The 21,773-nt window shown below is 32.8% G+C and carries 21 protein-coding genes; 1 reads left to right on the top strand and 20 read right to left on the bottom strand.

What is annotated here, in order from left to right:
- Window positions 1-5 precede the first annotated feature (5 nt).
- The 20 genes from ACEN4N_RS07895 to ACEN4N_RS07800 all read right to left on the bottom strand — a co-directional run bounded on the left by ACEN4N_RS07895 (window position 6) and on the right by ACEN4N_RS07800 (window position 19,982).
- The gene (locus ACEN4N_RS07895) at window positions 6-1,109 is read right to left on the bottom strand and encodes a glycosyltransferase (protein WP_407093998.1); all 1,104 of its coding nucleotides are present in this window, start codon (window positions 1,107-1,109) and stop codon (window positions 6-8) included.
- Window positions 1,110-1,128: 19 nt separating this feature from the next.
- Window positions 1,129-2,031 (bottom strand): hypothetical protein, encoded by a 903-nt coding sequence (locus ACEN4N_RS07890; RefSeq protein ID WP_407093997.1) that lies wholly within the window; start codon window positions 2,029-2,031, stop codon window positions 1,129-1,131.
- Complete coding sequence (locus ACEN4N_RS07885) at window positions 2,021-3,313, bottom strand: O-antigen ligase family protein (RefSeq protein WP_407093996.1); 1,293 nt, start codon at window positions 3,311-3,313, stop codon at window positions 2,021-2,023. The genes ACEN4N_RS07890 and ACEN4N_RS07885 overlap by 11 nt, the downstream gene beginning before the upstream one ends.
- A gap of 48 nt (window positions 3,314-3,361) precedes the next feature.
- The gene (locus ACEN4N_RS07880; protein ID WP_407093995.1) at window positions 3,362-4,504 is read right to left on the bottom strand and encodes a glycosyltransferase; all 1,143 of its coding nucleotides are present in this window, start codon (window positions 4,502-4,504) and stop codon (window positions 3,362-3,364) included.
- Window positions 4,505-4,526: 22 nt separating this feature from the next.
- Window positions 4,527-5,174, bottom strand: a complete 648-nt coding sequence (locus ACEN4N_RS07875; RefSeq protein WP_407093994.1) for a hypothetical protein — start codon at window positions 5,172-5,174, stop codon at window positions 4,527-4,529.
- Window positions 5,175-5,296: 122 nt separating this feature from the next.
- Window positions 5,297-5,593 carry a hypothetical protein gene (locus ACEN4N_RS07870; RefSeq protein ID WP_407093993.1) on the bottom strand — a complete coding sequence of 99 codons (297 nt, stop codon included), beginning with the start codon at window positions 5,591-5,593 and terminating at the stop codon, window positions 5,297-5,299.
- On the bottom strand, window positions 5,586-6,041 hold the full coding sequence (locus ACEN4N_RS07865; protein WP_407094005.1) for a UDP-N-acetylglucosamine 2-epimerase: 456 nt from the start codon (window positions 6,039-6,041) through the stop codon (window positions 5,586-5,588). Before ACEN4N_RS07865 ends, ACEN4N_RS07870 begins: the two co-directional genes overlap by 8 nt.
- A 671-nt stretch (window positions 6,042-6,712) precedes the next feature.
- Window positions 6,713-7,915 (bottom strand): glycosyltransferase, encoded by a 1,203-nt coding sequence (locus tag ACEN4N_RS07860; protein ID WP_407093992.1) that lies wholly within the window; start codon window positions 7,913-7,915, stop codon window positions 6,713-6,715.
- Between the two features lies 1 nt (window position 7,916).
- Window positions 7,917-9,041, bottom strand: a complete 1,125-nt coding sequence (gene wecB, locus ACEN4N_RS07855) for a non-hydrolyzing UDP-N-acetylglucosamine 2-epimerase (RefSeq protein ID WP_407093991.1) — start codon at window positions 9,039-9,041, stop codon at window positions 7,917-7,919.
- 4 nt (window positions 9,042-9,045) lie between these two features.
- On the bottom strand, window positions 9,046-10,155 hold the full coding sequence (locus ACEN4N_RS07850) for an NAD-dependent epimerase/dehydratase family protein (RefSeq protein WP_407093990.1): 1,110 nt from the start codon (window positions 10,153-10,155) through the stop codon (window positions 9,046-9,048).
- A 3-nt stretch (window positions 10,156-10,158) separates the two neighbouring features.
- On the bottom strand, window positions 10,159-11,175 hold the full coding sequence (locus ACEN4N_RS07845) for a polysaccharide biosynthesis protein (RefSeq protein WP_407093989.1): 1,017 nt from the start codon (window positions 11,173-11,175) through the stop codon (window positions 10,159-10,161).
- 7 nt (window positions 11,176-11,182) lie between these two features.
- Complete coding sequence (locus ACEN4N_RS07840; protein ID WP_407093988.1) at window positions 11,183-12,379, bottom strand: glycosyltransferase family 4 protein; 1,197 nt, start codon at window positions 12,377-12,379, stop codon at window positions 11,183-11,185.
- Window positions 12,376-13,107 carry a GNAT family N-acetyltransferase gene (locus tag ACEN4N_RS07835; RefSeq protein WP_407093987.1) on the bottom strand — a complete coding sequence of 244 codons (732 nt, stop codon included), beginning with the start codon at window positions 13,105-13,107 and terminating at the stop codon, window positions 12,376-12,378. The genes ACEN4N_RS07840 and ACEN4N_RS07835 overlap by 4 nt, the downstream gene beginning before the upstream one ends.
- Before the next feature lie 22 nt (window positions 13,108-13,129).
- Window positions 13,130-13,717: a sugar transferase gene (locus ACEN4N_RS07830; RefSeq protein ID WP_407093986.1), complete on the bottom strand. Its 588-nt coding sequence runs from the start codon at window positions 13,715-13,717 to the stop codon at window positions 13,130-13,132.
- Between the two features lie 11 nt (window positions 13,718-13,728).
- The gene (locus ACEN4N_RS07825) at window positions 13,729-14,946 is read right to left on the bottom strand and encodes a DegT/DnrJ/EryC1/StrS family aminotransferase (RefSeq protein ID WP_407093985.1); all 1,218 of its coding nucleotides are present in this window, start codon (window positions 14,944-14,946) and stop codon (window positions 13,729-13,731) included.
- Window positions 14,947-14,994: 48 nt separating this feature from the next.
- Window positions 14,995-15,774 (bottom strand): tyrosine-protein phosphatase, encoded by a 780-nt coding sequence (locus tag ACEN4N_RS07820; protein WP_407093984.1) that lies wholly within the window; start codon window positions 15,772-15,774, stop codon window positions 14,995-14,997.
- Window positions 15,771-16,505 (bottom strand): CpsD/CapB family tyrosine-protein kinase, encoded by a 735-nt coding sequence (locus ACEN4N_RS07815; RefSeq protein WP_407093983.1) that lies wholly within the window; start codon window positions 16,503-16,505, stop codon window positions 15,771-15,773. Before ACEN4N_RS07815 ends, ACEN4N_RS07820 begins: the two co-directional genes overlap by 4 nt.
- 2 nt (window positions 16,506-16,507) lie before the next feature.
- On the bottom strand, window positions 16,508-17,245 hold the full coding sequence (locus ACEN4N_RS07810; RefSeq protein ID WP_407093982.1) for a YveK family protein: 738 nt from the start codon (window positions 17,243-17,245) through the stop codon (window positions 16,508-16,510).
- Between the two features lie 21 nt (window positions 17,246-17,266).
- Complete coding sequence (locus ACEN4N_RS07805; RefSeq protein ID WP_407094004.1) at window positions 17,267-19,072, bottom strand: polysaccharide biosynthesis protein; 1,806 nt, start codon at window positions 19,070-19,072, stop codon at window positions 17,267-17,269.
- Window positions 19,073-19,163: 91 nt separating this feature from the next.
- A complete protein-coding gene (locus ACEN4N_RS07800) occupies window positions 19,164-19,982 on the bottom strand; it encodes an LCP family protein (protein ID WP_407093981.1) in 819 nt (272 codons plus the stop codon).
- An 870-nt stretch (window positions 19,983-20,852) separates the two neighbouring features.
- Here ACEN4N_RS07800 and ACEN4N_RS07795 point away from each other — a divergent pair.
- Window positions 20,853-21,065 (top strand): hypothetical protein, encoded by a 213-nt coding sequence (locus tag ACEN4N_RS07795; protein WP_407093980.1) that lies wholly within the window; start codon window positions 20,853-20,855, stop codon window positions 21,063-21,065.
- The last annotated feature ends 708 nt before the right edge of the window (window positions 21,066-21,773 follow it).

The raw sequence follows: 21,773 nt of genomic DNA, 5'->3' as shown, positions 1-21,773 counted from the left end.
ACCATCTATCTATCATATTGCAAGCCTAAATAATCAAATATTTTCCTAAACCTCTCAAACCATGAGTGGTCAGATTCTGCTCTCTTCCTTGCTGCCATTTTCATCATCATTCTTTTTTCATTGTTTTCTGGGCGTAAATAGTATTTAGCTTTCTCAATTAATTCATCATCTGAATCATAAAACAATATTTCTTTATCCTCTTCAAAATAGTTTGCTAGTTCACTATTGTATTTACAAATCTGTAATCCCCCACTCATAGGAATTTCAAAACTACGCAGGTTAATTATATCCACTGGATTCTTCAATATCCCTGTATTTCGAGCTGCAGTACTTGATAAAGATAACGCAAAGTTCGAATATAGCTCACTTAATCCGAGTAATGGAACAGAATCATTTAACCTTAAATTGTTATTTTCATAATCTAGAACGGCTTTAGCTTTTAATTTCTGAAGTAGTGCTCCCTTTAAAACTCTTCTGCCAATTTCAAATCTTGACAGATTGTACATTGGAATTAGGTAACCATCTATAAGTTGTTTTCTTTCTTTAATATTTTTATCTCTGTTCCTGTTAGCAAATAAATCAACAGTTACGTCATTCTCAATTAAAGCATTTATCATATTTACTCTACTTCCGTAAGGAGTTCCTATAAATGCAACACTCAATAATTCTTCGTTAAATTTTGGCCTCATCAAATATGGGTTTGCAGCATATGGATTGAATATTGTAGTAGCTCCCCATTTCTTAAACATTTCTTCCGTTTCTTGTGACGTCAACCATACCAGATCAAAATGTCTAGCTATTTGCTTATGATTAAATGGCACTATTAGGTTATCAAAACAAATTAATAAAGTGGGAATCCCTAACTCTTTAACTTTTATAACAGTTTCGACATAGATTTCCTTACTAGTATGTGGAGTCATAAACAAATCATATTTCGTTGTGCTAATATGCTTAATTAACTCTTGATTTGATTCATCAACACTTCCATATTTCAATGGATTAAAGACTGTAACATTTATATCATATCTCTTAAGCTCGTCAAAAATATGATAAGCCTGCCATTTATCCATTAAAGTATCTTTTTCTTTAAAAAAATAAATTAATTCCATAGGACTCACTCGCTTTCAATTAAGTACATCTCCATATCTTTTTTAATTTCGGATATGCATCAATGATATTCTTCAACTGCTCGTCATTTTTATTTTCATTAACATTCACTGAATTTAATGAACTTTCTTTAGCTGATAACAGGTTGGCAAATGGTATAGAATCTGGTCTTACCTTTACAGCGTTAAATCCATTTAGTGTAGCCATCGCCTTAAGCCATAAATCATCAGCTAAAGGACACAATTGAGATATTTGATCTTTATCAAATACATTTTCATCTAGAGCCCCAGGAGGATATAAGACACCTTCGCATCCAACTGGAACTAATTCATTACTTGGAGCACTGCATCCTTGAGCTCCGGAATCCCACTTAGTATATGGCATAATATTACCATTATTATCGAAAGTCATTTTATGTGCTAAATTACAACATATTGTATTAGGATATCTTTTACTTGTAAGCAACAAATTTTCAACTAAATTCTCAGGGTAAAAAGTATCATCATCAACAGTAATAACTGTATGCTCTGGATAGTTTTTCATAGTATAGTAATACTTTTTATGTGATCTAATATCATCACAGAATTTAATTTCAACTCCTCTATCCATCAATTTACGTAAACTAATTGGTAAGTCTTCAGGAGATTCGAATTGCGAATCAGCTAGCCATAATATTATTTTCTCAGGTTTATATGTCTGTCTTAAAAGTGTCTCAATTACAATCCATAATGAACCAATTCTTGCGGGAAAAGAAGTTAAAGATACAATAACTCCATTTGCATTCTTTTTATATTTATATGATTTATTAATCCTACAATATATGGGATAAACAATATTGAGAAACAACTTAACCAATCTATAGATAAGTAAACTCAGTCTTTTCTCTCTACTTTTATATAAAACGGAATATAAATTAGTAATCATGACAGCTCTCACTCCTTTTATCGATAGCTAACAGTTTAGTTTTTTCTTTATAATTACTCAATACTGAAAGCATTAGCCCAAGTATTAACCAGATTATTTTTCTCTGTTCATTAGCTGAAGACATGGAACTTACTATTGGAAAGGCAACTAAAATTGATAACATCAGGCTTGCAAAATGAAAGTTAATAAGCTTCATTTTTCTGTATCTATACAATTTTATAAATAGAAAGAATAAAAATAAAATGAATCCTACAGCAAAAAGGATTCCCAAATCCGAGAAAATAAACAGAAACATATTATGTGTTCCTATAGTAGTTACAGCATAACTACCCCCTAAGCCAGCTCCAAGTATTAAATTTTCAACTCCCAAAGCGAAGGCTTCTGTATATAGAACACTACGACCTGTAAAGTAATCCATAGAAGAGTTAATTAATAGGAAATTATCAAGAAGGTCAAAGGTCTTGAGATCAATTCCTATTACCGAAACAAGATTTATTAGCACATATAGTAAGACGCCGGTAAATAATCCTCTCTTAAATATTAATTTATTCTTACTTAAAAAAACAATGAAATAACCGAACACAATTATAAAGATTGATATTATTGATAATCTAGAATTAGTATTAAACAATATAAATAATGTAACCAAGAATATTATTGTTGGTAAAAATACTTTCTTTTCATCAAACTGTTTTGCTAATATTATCGGAACTATACATACTAAATATTGCGCTAAATCATTTGGATTTGCAAATGCTACTCCTGGATAATGAAAACCGTACTTATTCAAAACATAAATAAAATCATTGTTATCAAATAGAATATAACTACCAAAAAGAGTCTCATAAAGCGCTATCAATAAAACTATATAAGTAAATATTGACATGCTTCTAAGAAAAAGATTTAAATTCCTATAATCAAGTGATGCTACAAAAGCCATACAGACAAATCCTGTAACTAGCGGCAGGAAAATAGTCATCCCTATTGGCGAATATCTAGACCAAATAATTGTAAACAATGAATACATAATCATAACGCTAAAAAACAAAATATATCCTTTTATATAGTTTAATCTTCCTTTCAAAAGCTGTCTAAACACAAGAAACATTAGTAATAGACTATATATGTTGCTTAGACTAATAACTGACACATTTAAGTATGAACCAATAAAAGTAGCAAAAGGAAATAAAAATATAATAACTTTCATATAGAAAGGTATTCTACTGTCAAGTTTTTTTCTATCTAATTTTATTGATTCACCTCTATTTTGGGATATTTGCATATAAATCTTCCTTCGCTTTGAATTGAATAATTATTAAGTAAAGTATACTCATATCAGCTTTCTTAGTTTCTCTACTTGATTTTTATATTCTCTATCATTAAATAAATTCGGAGTATCGTCCTTCTTTAAATATTCTTTTCTCTCAATAATTCTCTTTAGAATATCAGTTGCTTGATTTAGATTATTAACTTCAAATAAATTATCCTTTTTTACTACCCTTTCATTATTAGAAACATGGTTTTCCATAATCACTGGACATCCACATATTTGAGCATGAATTGAACTTAGTGATGTTTCTTTTGGAAATATACAAATATCACTTGCTGAATAATATTTTCTCAACTCATTAAATGGTTTTGAAGAATCAACAATAATCTTGATTTTGTCTTCCATTTGTTTCAATTTTGCACCAAATGTATTTTGCATGTATTGATTTTCTTTAGGCCCAATAAATAACAATTTTAATTTAAACTCATCAATGACAGATTTGTCTATATTATCAATAATATCAAATACAATATCAGGACGTTTTGATTTGTTAAATTTACCAATATATGAGATTACAACATCAGAATCTTCGAACCCATACTCTTTTCTTATACTCGCTCTTGCGGCATGGTCATAATACATAATTGCATCATTATAACCATGCCTTAAATAATCAATTTTCGATTGTGAAATTCCTAAATTAGTCAAATACTGATATTCTTCATCTCCTAAAGCAAAGATTTTGGCATACTTATCAGTATTATTGATTATTGGAGCAAAGATTTTTCTGAATAATGTATAATATAGCATTCTAAATCTATTTTGTGATGCTACCCAAGACATGTGACAATCTCTTACAATTTCATATTTTCTTTTAGCCCTAAACAAAATTAAATCTTTAAAATCGCCTATCCCATGCATGTAAACTAGATGTGGATTAATTTGCTTTATTGTCTTAAATAAGCCTTTGAGGATTATTCTACTTGAGAATTTAAGGTAAACATCAAGTCTGATAATCTTAATCCCAGTATTTTTTTCAAAATCTTCATCAGCTTTTATTGAATGATTCTTGTGAAAAGGAGACATATCATTAGATGTAATCAAATAAACATCATCATCACTGCCTTTCCCAGCAAATAGCAACTCATTTATTTGGTAACCAGCTGTTGGATCAAAATAATCTTCAACATGAATTATAATCATTACAACACTCCAATCTGAACCTTCATACAATTACTCTTTTTATTTCCATTTCAAATGCTTTGTTTTCATTATCTACCACTGCATTAAAATTATTACCCCCTTCTTCTAAACCATTCCAATCAATCGAATTATAATAGTCATATAATTTATCACATGCCTCAGAGTCTTCGAAATCAAAGACATATCCAAATCCGTACTTCATCGAAATTTGTTCCATGTAAGTATTCTTACAAACCAATATTGGCATCCTTAGTTTAGACGCATAATATAATTTATTTGAAAGAGCATATTCTAATAAGGGTGAATTGTTACCATAAAGATTATTGATAATATCTGTTTCTCCATAGTAATTAAGTGTCATTTCTGGAGGAAACTGATCTATAAGGTCAACATTATTGATATTGTTTTCAACACAGAAATTCTCAAGGAGCTTTGCATTTTTTCCTATGAATCTAAGACGAAACCTAGGATCATCTTTAAATTTCATTATTACTTTTTTATTCTGTTCAAGAAATCTAATCAGCCCAATATATGATATTCTAATAACATCATTACTTCGAGATTTTTTCAAAAATTCTTCAATTATACTATTTTCTATCTTAACATCATTGTGCACATTAATATAATTCTGTGGTGGTAAGAATTCTTTGTATCCTTTTGAAGAAATCACATTTGCACTAGAATATTTAACTAGTTATTCTACTATCTTATAAAAAATAATATTCTTCTCGAAAGTATAATCTCTAATATCTAAGATGTATTTCCATTTATACTTGCTTAATGATGTTGACCTTAACAAAACACCAACACTTGTTTGTAATAGAATAACATGGTCGTAGTTATTTTTTTTAATACATCAGACGCAAACATTCTGAATTTCATATATCCTAAAAGTTTAGCAGCTTTACTTGCTGTGTCTTCAATTTGGAGATTGAATGAATAATAGTTTTCAGCTTTAATATCTTCTTTCATCCTATGCCTATTCCAATAAATAACATCATACGGTTCCTCAATTAGATCAATATATTTATTGATATATGGTGTTAAATATATATTGTTTAGTGACACGAAGCAGATTCTTTTATTCATTAGTTTTACTCCAAACCACTCTATTCACATAATCTGTATAAGACAAAATAATTCTCAACACTTTATCTGATACATTCGGAATACTATAATCTGCAACCAATCTTAAAGTATCTTTTTTCTGTGTCTCTAGTACTTCTAACCCCTGAAGAATTCTTTCTTTCTTAAGGCCAACCATCATCACTGATGCTTCTTCCATAGCTTCAGGGCGTTCATGAGCCTGCCTAATATTAAGCGCTCTAAATCCTAGAATCGAAGACTCTTCACTTATGGTTCCACTGTCGCTTAAAACCGATTTTGCATACTTTTGAAGTTTCACATAATCATTAAATCTAAATGTTAAATAAAGTGATAGCTGAATAAAAAGAACCAACAAACTCTCAATATAATTCTTCTTATAAAAAAAATAAGAGAAGAAGAATGGTGAGAAAACTTTTGCACACCAATTCATTAAATAACCAACAACACCAGAAATTTCAGTCTCTTCTCTTAAACTATAAATGGCAGAAAAATCAAGTGTTCTTGGATCAAATCCTCCTCCAGACACAACAATAAAAATTGACATAATAATATATACGAAAAAAAAATTTTAAAATTAATTTTGCATATTTAAAACTATCAATTATATACACCCTTTTTAATCGCAAGATAAAAGATACTAAAGCAAAGCAACCATTCAATACGAAAGTATATAAATGACTTTGTGAACTCATCCAATAATAAGAATTAGCGGGTAATAAAACGAACAACGCAATCATATTGTATAAAGAAGTCGATACAAACTTCTTATTTTTAGGTCTATACAACATAAATAAAAATAAATATAAAACTGAGATAAAAAAACTCATTGTATTTGTATTTGTTACTAGCCCAGAGTATCTATATAATGGTGAAACTACTTTTAAATAAATTAATTCTATTCCAAATTTTTACAATATTAGTCCTAAAAAACCATTAATATACTTTAGATTTTTTGTGGAATTGAGTTCCAAAATAAATTTTCTCCTCTCACAATTATTTATTTTTCAAAATCTTACTTTATAGCTCATAAACAATACTGTTTATCTATAATTTATTGTACAGATAAATATTTAACAAGTAAAAAATATTTCAAGATAAAGATTACAATCCATTTAATATATTTTTGTATAATTTTAAATATTCCTTCTGAATACTCTTTGAAGAATACCTTTCTGCATTTCTTCTAATGTTTTCAGATAATTTCTCATTTTTTTTATTAACATTTTGGACAGAATTAAGTAATTTTTCATAATTTCCTTTTTCTACTACACACCCTGTCTTTCCATGTATAATTGACTCACCACTTCCTCCAGTATTAAATGTAATTACTGGTGTTCCACATGCCTGTGCTTCTATGTTTACAGTAGGAAAATTATCGTAAAGTGTTGGATTTACAAATATATCTGCCTTATTATATAGTTCAACCAACTCTTGAATTGAATTTGTTCTCTGAATACAGTTTATTTTAGGATTAATTTGATTCGCCTGCTCTTTTGTAACACCAACAACTGTAATTATAAAATTTTCATCCAAATCATTTGCTAATCTTTCAAAGTATCTTAATCCTTTTCTATCTTCCCATTTACTAGCCACACCTAGTATACTTTTTTTCTTAGCTTCATCTTTATTTTCCAAAACCCTAAAGAGATCTGTGTCAATACCATTATGGATAGTAATCACTTTATTATTTTTTAAGAAAGATTCCTTAATTATCTCTGCTAGCCAATTAGATGGTGTTATAAAAGTAATACCGGAATCACTTAATAATTCCTTTTTTATTAAATAATTCTTATGCCCTTGCTTTACACTATTTTGTATATGTCTAGGGTATTCTTCTGAAATTTTCTTGAGATGATTTAAATTAGGCTCTTTTTCCCAATCATACTCAATTCCACCTTGGTCAGCTGAACTCCCAGATATTAACCATGTATCGTGTAATAACCAAACTATTTTTACGTTTATACTTTTAAGAAAAGAAATCAGTTTAATAAAATTAACATAGTATCCATGAATATTATGTAAGTGCACAATGTCAGGTTTTATTTCTTTTATCTTTTTAATAATTTTTTTTGTATTCACATAATTATACTGTGCATGTTTGTTGAATACTCTAGTTCCTAAAACATCAATTGCTTGCTCAAATTTGTTTCCAATTTTAAAAACATTTTTATCTTCGCTTCTATCGCCACGACCATAGATAACATAACTCTCATGCCCATTCGCTTGTATCTCTTTATGTAAGTTCTGAACAATTCGCCCTGTAGAACCATAGCCATATACTGAATTTATTTGTAGAATTCTCATTCTACTTACCCCATACTACTCTATCCACATAATCCGTATATGAAACAATTATTCTCAACACTTTATCTGATACATTCGGCATACTATAATCCGCAACCAATCTTAAAGTATCTTCCTTTTGTGTATCAAGTATGGATATCCCTTGCATGATTCGTTCCTTTTCAAGCCCAACCATCATGACTGCACCTTCTTCCATTGCTTCTGGACGTTCATGTGCTTCACGTAAGTTAAGTGCCTTAAATTTAAGTATTGATGATTCTTCACTAATTGTACCACTATCACTTAATACTGCTTTTGAATTCAATTGCAAGTTATTGTAATCAGTGAATCCCATTGGTTTCATTAACTGAACAAAATCATTGAATTCTACACCTTTTTCTTCAATCATCTTACGTGTTCTAGGGTGAGTACTTACAATAACTGGTAATTGATAAACTTCCGCAATCTCATTTAATGAGTCAACTAAGTTTAAGAAGTTACGTTCTGAGTTAATATTCTCATCACGATGTGCAGATACAACAAAGTATTGTCCTTTTTCAAGACCTAACTTTTTGTAGCTTTTTGCATTCTTAATATCGTCCATCTTTTCGTTTAATACTTCGAACATTGGACTACCCGTTTTGATAATTTGATCCGCTGGTAAGCCTTCAGCTAATAAATATTCACGGGCAATATCACTATAAGTTAAGTTGATATCTGCTACATGATCAACGATCTTACGGTTCGTTTCTTCAGGTACACGTTGATCAAAGCAACGATTTCCAGCTTCCATATGGAAAATTGGAATATGATGACGTTTAGCAGCAATTGCACACAGACAGCTATTAGTGTCTCCTAGTACAAGGAATGAATCCGGTGCTTCATCAACTAAGATTGGGTCGATATTAGCTAAGATTTGTCCCACTGTCTCCATTGGAGAACCTCCAGCAGCATTCAAGAAGTAGTCTGGCTTTCTTAGGCCAAAGTCTTCAAAGAAAACTTCATTTAGCTCATAGTCATAGTTTTGTCCAGTATGAACCAAAATATGTTCAATTGCTTGAGATTCTTCTAATTTCTTAATTACTGAAGATAACCGGATAATTTCTGGTCGTGTTCCTACTACGGTCATAACTTTCAATTTTTTCATTTAATTAAACCTCCAAAAAGAATGTATCAGGATGATCGGGATCAAACATCTCGTTTACCCACATAATTGTCACCATATCCGCATCTCCTGTATTCACAATCGAATGCGTATAACCTGTTGGAATAACAACAACTTCTAACTTATCTCCTGATACTTCATATTCAATCACTTCATCTGAGAAATAGTCTCTAAAGCGAATAACACCATGTCCTGATACAACTAAGAACTTTTCATTTTTAGTATGATGCCAATGTTCCCCTTTAGTAATTCCTGGTTTCGATACATTGACTGAAACTTGACCAGCATAAGGTGATTTAACAAACTCTGTAAAAGACCCACGAGGATCCTCATGCATCACTAGTGGATAGCTAAAGTCATTGACTGGCAAGAAGTTTAAATAAGTACTATATAATTTACGAGTAAAATCATCATCTAGATTCGATATCACACGATTATTTCTTGACGCTTTAAACTCCTGAAGTAATTCAGCAATATGTCCTAACTTTTCTTGATAACTTACAGGTACAATACAGTACTCCCCGTCTTTGGCTGCTTGATCATTCAAGGTTCTGAGAAACTCCTCAACTAGATCATCAATATATACGAGGGTTAATTCAACGTTTGGATCATTAATCGTTATCTCTTCGCCTCTTGCAATCTTATGACTAAAGGTTGCGATAACTGTATTATAATTTGGCTTAGACCACTTACCGAATAAGTTAGGTAATCGGTAGACATAAGTCTTTACATCATAATCTTTACCATATTGAAAGACTAGGTCTTCACCTGCTTTTTTACTTTGTCCGTAAGCAGAATCATTGGTTGCTTGGGTAGATGATGTAATAAGAATCGGTGCTTTATTCTTAGCTTTGATTAATGCATTCAATAATGTTTGAGTAAAATCAACATTGCCTTCAACAAACTCTGCATCTTTCACAGGACGGTTAACACCGGCCAAGTGAAAAACAAAGTCCGCTTGTTGAGCATAGTCGTTTAATTCTTCCTTTGTGGTTTGTCGTGTTACCTTGAGCACTTTATGTTCTTCCATTTGTTCTAAGGTCGCAATTAAGTTCTTACCAACAAAGCCATTGGCTCCTGTTACGAGAATATTCAATGATCAACCCTCCCAATTAGCTAATTCTGCTTGAACTTCATCCAATGCTAATAACTTCTCCACTAATTCATCCACTGATAGTTGTTCTGTATTATCAGAATTGTATTCATCTAATAAGCCAGTTGGATTACCTTCTTCAAAATACTTGTCATAATTAAGATCACGCTTATCAGATGGTACGCGGTAGAAATCTCCCATGTCAATCGCACGCACTGCTTCTTCTTTTGTTAAGAGAGATTCATACATTTTCTCTCCATGGCGAATACCAATCTCTTTGATATCTGATTGAACTTTGAAAATTTTATCAATAGCTTTAATCAATGTGTTAATTGTACTTGCAGGGGCTTTTTGTACCATAATGTCACCTTGTTCTGCATGTTCAAAGGCGAATAACACTAGGTCAACTGCCTCATCTAAACTCATCATAAAACGAGTCATCTCACCATCTGTTAATGTTAATGGTTTACCTGCTTTAATTTGTTCGATGAAGAGTGGTATCACACTTCCTCGTGAAGCCATTACGTTACCGTAACGGGTCGCACTAATACGTGTTTTTTCTGAATCTATATTCCGCGCTTTAGCGACAATCACTTTTTCCATCATTGCCTTAGAAGTTCCCATCGCATTAATCGGATAAGCTGCTTTATCTGTTGATAAACAAACAACATTACTAACACCAGCATCAATAGCAGCAGTCAATACATTATCTGTACCAATAACATTCGTTTTTACAGCTTCCATGGGGAAGAATTCACATGAAGGTACTTGCTTCAATGCGGCGGCATGGAAGATATAATCAACATCACGAACAGCATCTCGAATACTATTTATATCTCGAACATCGCCAATATAGAATTTAATCTTATCATTGTTGTATTTCTTGCGCATATCATCTTGTTTTTTCTCATCCCGAGAAAAAATACGAATTTCTTTAAAGTCTGAGTCTAAGAAACGTTTAAGTACAGCATTACCAAATGAGCCTGTACCACCTGTAATTAACAATATTTTATTTTCAAACATTTTAAACCTACTCTCTATTGAAGTGATTCTCTAAAATAGATACAGAAACATCCGTATTTAAAAATTTTTCAGCATATTTTCTTCCGTTAAGTCCTATATCTCTTAGTTTTAGATTTTCACTCATTTGTTTAATTTTTTTTACGAACCCATCTTTGTCCCCTGACCAAACCCATTCACCGCAGCTTGCATCACTAATTAATTCATTAATATCCGAGGCTTTATCTGTCGCTGCTAATACTGGTTTACCGTATTCCATATAAGATAAAATCCTGGAAGGATAATTGGGAATAGTAAATCTTGGATCAAGTACAATTAACCCAACATCACTTTCTAAAGTAATTTGTTCATATTCATTCCTTGGTAAATTCTCTAACAATCTTGCATTAATTATTTCATGTTTATTAATTGTATTCTCTAATTTATAACGTTCTGTCCCTCTTCCAATAAATAAAAAGTAAATATCTTTTTGCTCTTTTAACTGAAGTAAAGCATGCGATAATAAATAAATATATTGTGGTTTCCCCATATTTCCGCCAAATAAAAATATACACGCATCTTCTGGTATATCTAATTCTCTTCTTATATTATAAGATGTCTTCTTGTAATTTTCAGTCATATTTTTAGTATTTGGAAACAACTCTATTTTATTACTATCTAAATAGCTATTCTCTTTTAAAACATAGTTCTTATTAGCTTCAGACATACATCCTATTATTGTTGCAGTCTCTAAAAGTTGCTTTTCTTTCAATTTAAAATACCAATATAATGGATTCCACTTTTTAAGTATGCCTAAGTCTATAGCATTTTGTGGAAATATATCTTTTAACATTAAATAAGATGGGCATTCATACTTTTTCATTGCCCATTTTACAACATCGCTGTTAGTAACTGGCGGTGATTCAAATAGAATAAAATCAAAATTTCTATCACTTAAAAATTTAGATACATTTTTCTTAATTATTTTTGGCATTCGTAAAGTCGTTATACCTTTTTTTATTAAGTCCACATCATAATAGTCACCAGTGGCTACTCGTAGAACTTCAATTCCTCGCTCTCTAGTCAGCTCTGTTTTACTTGCACCTTGCTCAGTTGCAACAACTGTAATTTCATGCTTTCTAAATGATAATTGCTCTGCTAAATCAGTATAAATTGTGCTACCTTGTGTCGGTTTTGGAAAAGATGTTGCGATATACAATATCTTCATAGCTCCCTCCAATTCCACCAAAGATGATATGTACTAGAAATAGATTTCATCTTGAATTTATTATTTATATAAAAGTTTATCGCAGGAATATTATTTATCTGGGTTCCAACTTTTATTCTATATTTTTTTTGCTCTAAGACATAATTTTCTAGAGCTTTAATTAATCTAGTTCCTAAATTTTTCCCTCTGTAATTCTCATCGACTGCTATTAACTCTACTGTTGCTGACAATTTATCCATTGAAAATAATATAAATCCATATATACTCTCTTCATCTTTATAATAAACAAAATATTTATTATCTTTTCTGAACGAATTTAATGTCCAATTATAGTAAATTTTTCTTGCTTTTTCTTTATTTAGATACGGATCATTCATAAATCTAGAATAATTAAATGAATTCTCAGCTAATTTAAGTAATTGTACATTATTTTCAAGTTGATTTTTTACGAAAATGTTCTTATCATTTTTGTTTTTATCTAATATTTCTTTTTCAAACTGTATATTAATATCTACCATGATTGATGGTGTCTTAGTATTTATCCATTGGTTATTTAGTGGATTGTTACAGATATTTGCTATCGTCACAAAGTTAAATTCTTTAGATATCTGAACTAAATTATCTTGTTCCTCTTCTAATAGAGTATCATAAAGCTTAATGATAGCAGAATCAACTCCAAAATAATTAGTGTCCCATTCCAATTTTTCGATTAAATATTTTTTACTCAAAATAATCTCCTAGTCTGTAATTCTATTTGGTGTAGATATCTTCTCTATTTAAAACAGAAATAATCGTCTTCTTTAATATTTTTATGTCTAATGTAATTGACAAGTTATCTATATAGTAAATATCATTTTGAATTCTTTCTTTCCAAGGGATAGAGTTTCTGAAATAAGCTTGATTGTATCCTGTTATACCTGGTCGTACTTCTACTTTCCTTTCTTCATTACCCGTATATTTTTTCAAGTGTTCAGGTAAATCAGGTCTCGGTCCAATGAAACTCATGTCACCTTTCAGTACATTGATAAGTTGTGGAACTTCATCTATACTACTTTTTCGTAAAAAACGGCCGATTTTTGTTACGCGTGGATCATTATCTGAATTATATGTCGAACCGTCTTCATTCCTAATATCCAGCGCATTAAACTTCATTGATCGAAATTTATACATTTTAAATACCTTCTTGTTTAATCCAAGTCTTTCAGCATTATAAAAAATAGGGCCATTATCTTGAAAATAAATAATAGGTCCAATAATTAAAATTAGAATCACAAAAAATGGCAATAAAATAAGTGAGAATACTATATCTATTATTCGTTTTACATATTTGTTATACACAGCATCACCTTTTATATTTTAATTATTTTTTTATATACTATTTTAAATGCATTTATAACATATTCCACATCTTCATCATTAAGTAAGGTCTGAAGTGGTAAAGTTATCTCATTTTTATACATATTAAATGCATTTGGATAGTTTTTGATATCAAAACCTAGGTTTTGGTAGGCTGTAAACATTGGTAGGGGTTTGTAATGAACATTTGTAGAAACACCTAATTCAGCCATTTTTAGTATAAATTGATTCCTGGTTTCTTCATTTAACCCTGGAATTCTAACAAAGTACAGATGACCGGATGACGTATTACTTTCTGCCTTGTGTGTTAAAACACTTATATTTAACTCTCTCAAACCTTCATTGTACTTTTCAATTATCTCATGTCTTCGAGAGAGTAATTGACTATATCTTTTTAATTGAATCAAACCTAATGATGCAGTAATATCAGTCATATTATACTTGTAACCAGGGTAAATGATATCATATTCCCATGAACCTTTTTCATTTTTAGTTAACGCATCTTTAGACTGTCCATGTAAACTATATAACATGAATTCTTGATAAATTTCATCATCATTAAGACCTAAATCATTTCTCCAAACTACTGCTCCACCCTCTGATGTTGTTAAATTTTTTACTGCATGAAATGAAAAAACAGTAAAATCAGCTACTTGTCCACAGTTTTTCCCATTTTGAGATGCACCAAATGCATGAGCTGCGTCTGCCATTACCATAACTCGATTAATTTTTTCTTGAAGTTTAGTTATAGGTTGAAAAATATGTTTTTTACGTTTAACTATTTCAAATATTTTTTCATAATCACACATAATACCTGCTAGATCTATTGGTATTATTAATTTAGTATTTTTATTAATTGCTTTTTCTAACTGTTCATAGTCCATTTCATAAGAATCAGGTGCAGTGTCTATTAAAATTATTTTAGCCCCAACATGCTCTATAATTGATGCAGATGCTGTATAAGTGTAAGCTGAGGTTATTACCTCATCACCAGGACCAATGCCCAAAATTCTTAATACTAGTTCCATACCCGAAGTTGCAGAATTTAAAGCCACAGCCCTGTTGACTCCAACATATTTACTTATTTGTTTTTCAAATTCTTTTGTTTTTGGTCCAGTTGTTATCCAACCAGATTTTAATGTATTAACAACTTCTTCTATTTCTAAATCTGTTATGTCTGGTGGTGAAAACGGAATATTTTTAATTTTCATTTTTTTCCTCCAATTTATTAGAACTTAATATTTCTGTATATAATTTTGTTAATTAAATAACCCAAACCACTTCTTACGTGGTTTTTTTGGTTCGATTGGTTTCTTTATATTCACTCGATCTCCATTAAAGATATCTCGGGCATTGTCTTTAAAGTATAGGACAGTTTCTTGTCCGTACTCTTTCGCTAATCGTTCAAATGCAGACTGTACATTCATTGGTCGGTACTTTAAATGATGAACATCTGAAGCTAATATGTGAGCTAGATTATGTTGAATCATTTGTTGACTGTTCGCGACGAGTGTTTCACTATAATAACCCGAATAACTTGATGTTGTAATTTGCGATAAACACCCCATCTGTACGAGTTCATATAACAGATATAGATTACTGGATAACTCATGGTTTCTTTCTGGATGCGCAATCACGGGTGTAATACCGTCATCGATTAATTCTTTTAAGACTTGCTTGGCATTGGAAGGTACTCGGTCTGAGGGAAACTCAATCAGATAATACTTTCCAGCTGAATCTAACGACAATAATTCCCCATTATATAAATCATCCAGGAACTTGTCTGTTAAACGAATTTCCTGGGATGCATAGACTTTTAGATTCACATTAGCTTGATTGTATGCCTCTTGTAGAGCATTCGCTGCTTCGACTACATCTGCCTTATAATTTATATACTTACCGTTACGATGATGAGGGGTAAGAACCATATGTTCAACCCCTTCATCAATAGCTTGCCTGGCTAGTTCAATGGATTGTTCGATGGTTTGAGCCCCATCATCTACACCAGGTATGAGATGAGAATGTAAGTCGATGATCATGCTTCGTCATCCTCTAAACCATAGGCATAGTAACCATACCCTTTTCCTTCTTCAAAAGGCACATTATTTATAACAAAGCCTAATATATTTGCTTTAACATTTTCTAAGGCTTGCTTGGCTTCTCTAACTAATTCTTTGCGCGCCAAGTTTTGCCGAACAACTAAGATCACACCATCGACTCTACTCGCAATAATTTGAGCATCCGTTACTGAATTAACAGGCGGTGTATCATAGATAACCATATCAAAGTTATCAGACAATTCTTGCATTAATCTTGCCATTTGAGGTGATCCAATCAATTCAGCAGGGTTGGGTGGCATGGGTCCTGAGGGTAAGAAATATAACCCTAATTCTTTAGACTTTTGAACTACTTGATTAAACTTTAATTCTGGATTCGCTAATAATGTCGTTAATCCTAGTTCATTATTCAACTTAAACGTCCGGTGAACAGTTGGCTTACGCAGATCACTATCTACAATCAATACGTTACGACCTGTTTGTGCCATTGTATAAGCTAAGTTAGCTGAGGTCGTTGATTTCCCTTCCATCGGCATACTTGAGGTAATCGCGATCGACTTGACTTGATTGCCGACTTGCGCGAATTCAAGGTTTGTGCGTAGTGTACGGTATTGTTCCGAAATCATTGACTTAGGTTCATAATACGTAATTAAGGGTGCACCTAAACGCTGTTCTTTTTCAGCTTTTTTTTGCTTGTTTCCAAATCCAAACATCTCTATACTCTCCTTCTTAACGGTGTATTATCTGATTCAATTCTATAACGGTTCTTCTTGACTTGTGCATTGGTCAATTCATTGATCTCTCCTAAGCGAATCAACCCCATATTAGTAAGATCATCAACCGACTTCACTCGCGTATCCATCAATTCTTTAATCAAGGCAATACCAACCATAATAATGAACCCTAACATACCGCCAATTAAGGCATTCATAATAATGCTAGGAGATACCGCATTAGGGTTATAGGATGCTGAGGACATCACATAAATACCCGTCACATCATCACCGTAAAACGCCATTAAGATATTCTCGAATTCAGTAATGACACTATTCACTATGTTTTGTGCATCGACTGGAGACTCCATTTTCGCAGTGATATAGAAGGCTTGTGAGTTCTGAGATTGAGTTACACTAATGGCATTTCTAAGCTCACCAATCGTAAAGTGATTACCCAAACTCTCATTCACTGCTGTTAACACGGCATCTCCTTGAATAATATCCGTATACGTATTAATTAAGTAGACATTCGATTGTAACTCGCTATACTGCATAGCTGTCTCTTGTCCACTACTTTGATTTACTAATAATTGCGCCTCTGATTCATATTTCCGGTCAACAAACAATAGCGTAAAAGCCACAGCTAAAGCTGCACCGATAATCGTCATACCAGCAATTCTTACAAAGTACTTACGAAAAAGATTCCACAAATCTAATAAACTAATTTCTTGTTCCATATATCCTCCACTAACTTCTTATTATTCAGCACTGTGATTGGCGAAGTCAATAATCGCCTGTTTTAACTTTCTTGGGTGTAAGTCATTTAAACTTTCAACAAACTCAACGGTTTCACTGAGCGGTTTGTCCACGACTTTACCGATAAAGATATTCTCATCAATTTGTTCTTCGACCAGTTCGCCGGATGTTAATAACTCTTCATATAACTTCTCACCCGGTCTTATCCCGGCTTCCACAATTGGAATCTCTGATTCCGTATGGCCGCTAAGTAGAATTAACTTGCGCGCTAAGTCTACTATCTTGACTGGCTCTCCCATATTCAAGATGAATACTTCGCCGCCTTCTGCGTGTGCTCCCGCGAATACAACTAGACGACTTGCTTCTGGTATGGTCATAAAGTAACGGGTCATTCTAAAGTCGGTCACTGTGACGGGACCGCCGGCCGTAATTTGCTTCTCAAAGAGTGGGATAACACTTCCACGGCTCCCTAGCACGTTACCAAAGCGAACCGCACAAAAGATCGAGTCACTTTGTTTGTTCATTCCAGTGACGATGAGTTCGGCGACACGTTTTGATGCTCCCATCACATTCGGTGGGCGAACGGCTTTGTCCGTTGAGATCATCACCATCTTACCGACTTTAGCTTGGTCGACGGCTTTTGCTACATTGTAAGACCCTAGTATATTATTCTTTAAGGCTTCTTCTGGGTTCCATTCCATGAGCGGTACATGTTTATGCGCTGCTGCATGATAGACAATATCCACTTCTTCTTCTTTGAATAATTCATAGATTCGCTCATAATCTTGCACATCCGCAATCACAGGAACGAATTCGGTCATCGTATCGAGTTGTTGAAGTTCTTGATAGATTAAGTAGATTGAGTTCTCACCATGTCCAATGAGTAGGACACGCTTTGGATTAAAGCGACTGATTTGTCGAGTGATTTCTGATCCAATGGATCCACCAGCTCCGGTGATTGCAATGGTCTTGCCTTCAATTTCTTTTCTTAAATGACTTTCATCCAATTGGATTTCTTTTCTTCCTAAGAGATCACCAATATCTACTTTTTTAGGACCATGATTCATTTGATAAACTCCCGTAATGACATCTTCAACTTTAGGCATCTTATAGGGTTTAATATCATATTTGTTGAGTTCAGTAATGATTCGTTCATAATCTTCGGGCGTTAAACTTGGTATGGCAATAATTGCTCGATCAATGTCGTAGTCTTTCTCAATAGCTTCTAATTGTGATAGATCACCCGCAACTTTTATACCCGAGATACTTTTACCTTGTTTTTTGGGGTCTTCATCTAGAATCGCCACTACTTTTGTATCTTGTGGATTCCGTATGTGATTCTCTACGAAGAGTGATCCACCGTCACCTGCGCCAATCACAATAATTTGCTTAATATCTTCCGTTTGGGTGCGCCGATTTTGATCTTTCAATAGGTAGATATTCTGCCAAAGTACACGTAAACCAACTCCGATAATTCCAGCTACAATCCCTGCAAGTACCATGAAGCGTAAAGCAATCATAAAGTCGAAAAAGATGGTGATTAAACCACTTAAAGATCCACTCAGTACGAATGCCATGAATAGAGAGAATAAATCTCGTACGCCACTATAGCGATTAATCCGCATATTTAATTTAAACACTCGACTGACAATTATATAGATAACAAAAGCTACAATTGTGAAAAGAAAGTACCCTTTTAATCTTGGGCTAATCATATTCCAGTAAAAGATATAGGCGCTCGCTGATCCAATACAAAGACAAATGAAATCTGCGAGTAACCAGACTATTGTTTTTTGAATGTTGTTCATTTTCTCAATCCACTTAACAAATACAGTGGTTGAATTTTGTTTTTCCAATCGGTCACCAACTTTACTATTTTAATTCATTTATTCTCTATTATTAATGTAGTTGTTCTTTTAAAGCTGCTAATGAGTTTTCATCAATGATGTCATAGTAAATACCATCGATCATCTCACCTGTTCCCGTTAATTGATAAGTTTCAATTTCGATATTTGAATTGTAAGTTTTGTATAAATCAAATAATTGAGGCAAGCTTAAGTTTGTTTCAATATTATCTGATAAGGCAGAGAACATCTTAATATAGTTTGGTATTGATTCCAGTTCCGTTGCTTTTTGCATGACTGCTTGGACGATTTCACGTTGACGTTCTTGTCTTGCGTAATCACCACCAGATGTGTAACGTTCACGTGCATAAGCTAATGCCATATCGCTATCTAATTCGGTTGTCACACCTGCCTCAAAGTTATACCCTCCTATAGAGAAAGATGTCGGTGGTGTGACTTCAATCGTTCCAACTGCATCTACAATTTCCTTCAGTCCTGCCATGTTAACTACGACATAGTTCTCAATATTTGTATCTAAGAAGTTATTAACCGTGCTTAAACTTAATTCTGCGCCACCAAAGGCATATGCATGATTTATCTTATCCAATCCATATCCTTCAATCTCAACATAGGCATCTCGTGGAATACTTGCAAGAATTCCAGTTTCTTCTTCCTTACTCATATCCATAACCATTATTGTATCTGAACGGCCTTGATCCACTCTTCCTAAGTCTCCAGTATCTACTCCCATAAATAACATCGAAAAATGCTCAGAAGATTCTGATGACTCTTCCTGAGCGGATACAAACGGGTTGGGACTTAATGTTGAGGTAACCATTAGTAATATAAGTAAAACATTCCGGGTAAATTTCATCCTTTTTGCTCCTCTTGTATAGATTATCAATCCTTCGATATTAAGTTAATTTTTAATTTTATCTAGTTTTGATAATATTTTTTATAGATTGTTTAATTTTACCTTAATTATACGCATAAATCTATGGTGTTTAAAGGGAAAATGGATTATATCTCATTGAAAACGATTAATATATGTATATTTAATTATAATAGTAATGCAATAATTTATTCTATGCGCTGAATGTAGCCTTATTATTCACTTAAACTATGATACTACATTTTTCTCTTTTTTCTTAATTAACCCTTAAAATTTACATAAACTTTACAATACTATTGGCTAAAACTATCATAAGTTACTTTATATTACAGTATATTTTGTTGGACTCCGATTAGAAAGCGTTTGTTTATTGATAAGTTGAGAGGGATCCTATGAGACGTTTATAATAGGCAAATAATCTTCGCCGCCTTTAATTAATTGGCTTATTGCTGAAACGGGATGGCTAGTAACAATTTCTACCTTAGCTGAACATCTAGACAGTACTGCTCGCATTATAAAGGAAGATATTGCTTTCTTAAGTGGGTCGAAACCTGATCTTGGCATTGAATCGTCGCATAAAGGATAACGAATTATGATGAATTAAACAGCAGATATGCAAGAATATTTTCGTGCTCAGTTTCCAAAGACTCACTAAGCACTTTATGATATATATTATGAGTTTAGACAATTACTGGGTCGGTCTATGGATGAGAATAAGATTGACTTACGGATCTATATAGGTTCATTAATTTGAAGAATTTAATGGTTGATTTGCACGGGAAGTATTATGATGGGCACTACTCTCATGCGCAGATGATTCAGAAGTTGTTATCATTTGAATTGTGAGATTATTTGGCGATTGAGACGTACCAGCACCGGGAGTTGAGTGTTGCGCGCTTTAGTTCGAATGAGGCGGATATAATTATTAGTACGTTTAAGTTGACGGTGGTGATTGATCACTACCTGAGCTTTAATGATTTGAGCCGAATTAAGGCATCGATTCAAATGGTAATGGTGTTGGAGGAGAAAGCTGAGAAGTATGGGGAGTTTGGTTTTGAATTTTAGGTGGGATGGGCGTTACCTTGGTGGGTGATGCTCTTTTTTTGTGGGGATTTTTGGAGAATTTGGCGTTTGCGGGGCGTCGTGAAGAGGCACGATGGACCGTATTTGCGTTTACGGAGTGTCGTGAGTCAGCACGATGAACCGTATTTGCGTTTGCGGAGTGTCGTGAGGAGGCACGATGAACCGTAAACCAATTTGCGGTTCGTCGAGCCGGTGCTCGACGCCCTTTTCCATTGATCAAATCGAAAAAAGTCACCCTGTCGGATGTGTCGCGGTCCAATCGGTGCACGAGAAGATACGGTTGCGACGGTTGCCTTCTTGGACGTATTTTTACACGAACGCTTGTTAATCAAGTAAAGAAACATATTTGTCGCAATGATTATTGCAATTCAACATGTTTAAAACGATTTTTTCAAAGTTTGAGGATAGAAATTATTAATTTACTTATATAGTTTATGGTATTGTATTTGCTACTGATGAGTGGAGATACTTTTGATATTTATTTATAGACTGATTTTCTTCTACCCTCCTAATTTGACAAGCTTAGTGCTTAATTTATCTAAACGCTTTCCCAATTCATTTAAATCGCCGATTGTAAAATTAAGCTAGACAACTAAAACAGCCATTTGTGGTACACTCAACTTGTAATTCCGACCAAAGAATACAAAGGAGTGACCACAAATGACCTACACCCATCTTACCACGGATGAA

This window comes from Ruoffia sp. FAM 20857, from assembly GCF_045528645.1.
GTDB classification, from domain to species: Bacteria; Bacillota; Bacilli; order Lactobacillales; family Aerococcaceae; genus Ruoffia; species Ruoffia halotolerans.
This window is presented reverse-complemented; position numbering and strand designations above follow the sequence as displayed.